Origin of the sequence: Flavonifractor sp. An306 (genome assembly GCF_002159455.1) — a bacterium.
In the GTDB taxonomy this organism is placed as follows: Bacteria; Bacillota; Clostridia; order Oscillospirales; family Oscillospiraceae; genus Flavonifractor.
The window spans coordinates 1-617 of the sequence record NZ_NFIQ01000253.1 but is presented as its reverse complement, the minus strand read 5'-3'; the positions used below and the strand labels follow the sequence as shown (position 1 = coordinate 617).

The 617-nt window shown below is 38.4% G+C and carries 1 protein-coding gene and 1 pseudogene; both read left to right on the top strand.

The genetic code is table 11. The features are described 5' to 3' along the window. Positions 1-89 (top strand): annotated as a pseudogene (locus B5F88_RS20550) (IS5/IS1182 family transposase); the annotation flags it as partial. Between the two features lie 164 nt (positions 90-253). Further along, complete coding sequence (locus B5F88_RS19975) at positions 254-577, top strand: helix-turn-helix transcriptional regulator (RefSeq protein WP_087937093.1); 324 nt, start codon at positions 254-256, stop codon at positions 575-577. The last annotated feature ends 40 nt before the right edge of the window (positions 578-617 follow it).

Sequence of the window (617 nt, the reverse complement as noted above, 5' to 3'; positions counted from 1 at the left end):
TTGCCACGCGATATGCCAAAAATACAGCATCTTTTTTGGCAGCAGTGCAAATTCGTTGCATTGCTATTTGGTGTGCCATTTTAGCCTAATCTTGTGTAGACACTATTTACATCAAAGCATATCTATTATTATATTATTTTTTTGTAAACAATCAACTCTAATAGCGTTGATTAAAGCCAAATAGATGGTGTATTGTTTTTCCAGCTCAACTTATACTATCAGTGATACTGCAATGCTTATAGGAGGTATCACGATGGGACTTGAGTCCATTGGAAAAAACATACGAAAGTTCCGTCATCATCGAGGACTGCGCCAAGAGGATTTGGCGGAGATTACTGGGCTAAGTATTAACTATATTGGAGCGATTGAACGCGGAGAGAAGATACCAGCTCTTGACACATTCATTGATATTCTCAACGCATTGTCTGTCTCTGCAGACATGGTGTTGTCTGAAGTCCTTCAAGAAGGATATCAGGTTAAGGCGACCAAACTTAGCGAACAGTTAAAGCCTTTGTCAGCAAAAGATCAGAAGAGAATATTCGATGTCATAGAAGTGCTGATTAAGCATTCCGGATAATAATAAAGATTATTGATAATCTCACGGTGAGATGTCATTC

Excerpts from the sequence above, each read along its gene's own strand:
- B5F88_RS19975 (WP_087937093.1), top strand. The coding sequence starts at position 254 with ATGGGACTTGAGTCCATTGGAAAAAACATACGAAAGTTCCGTCATCAT.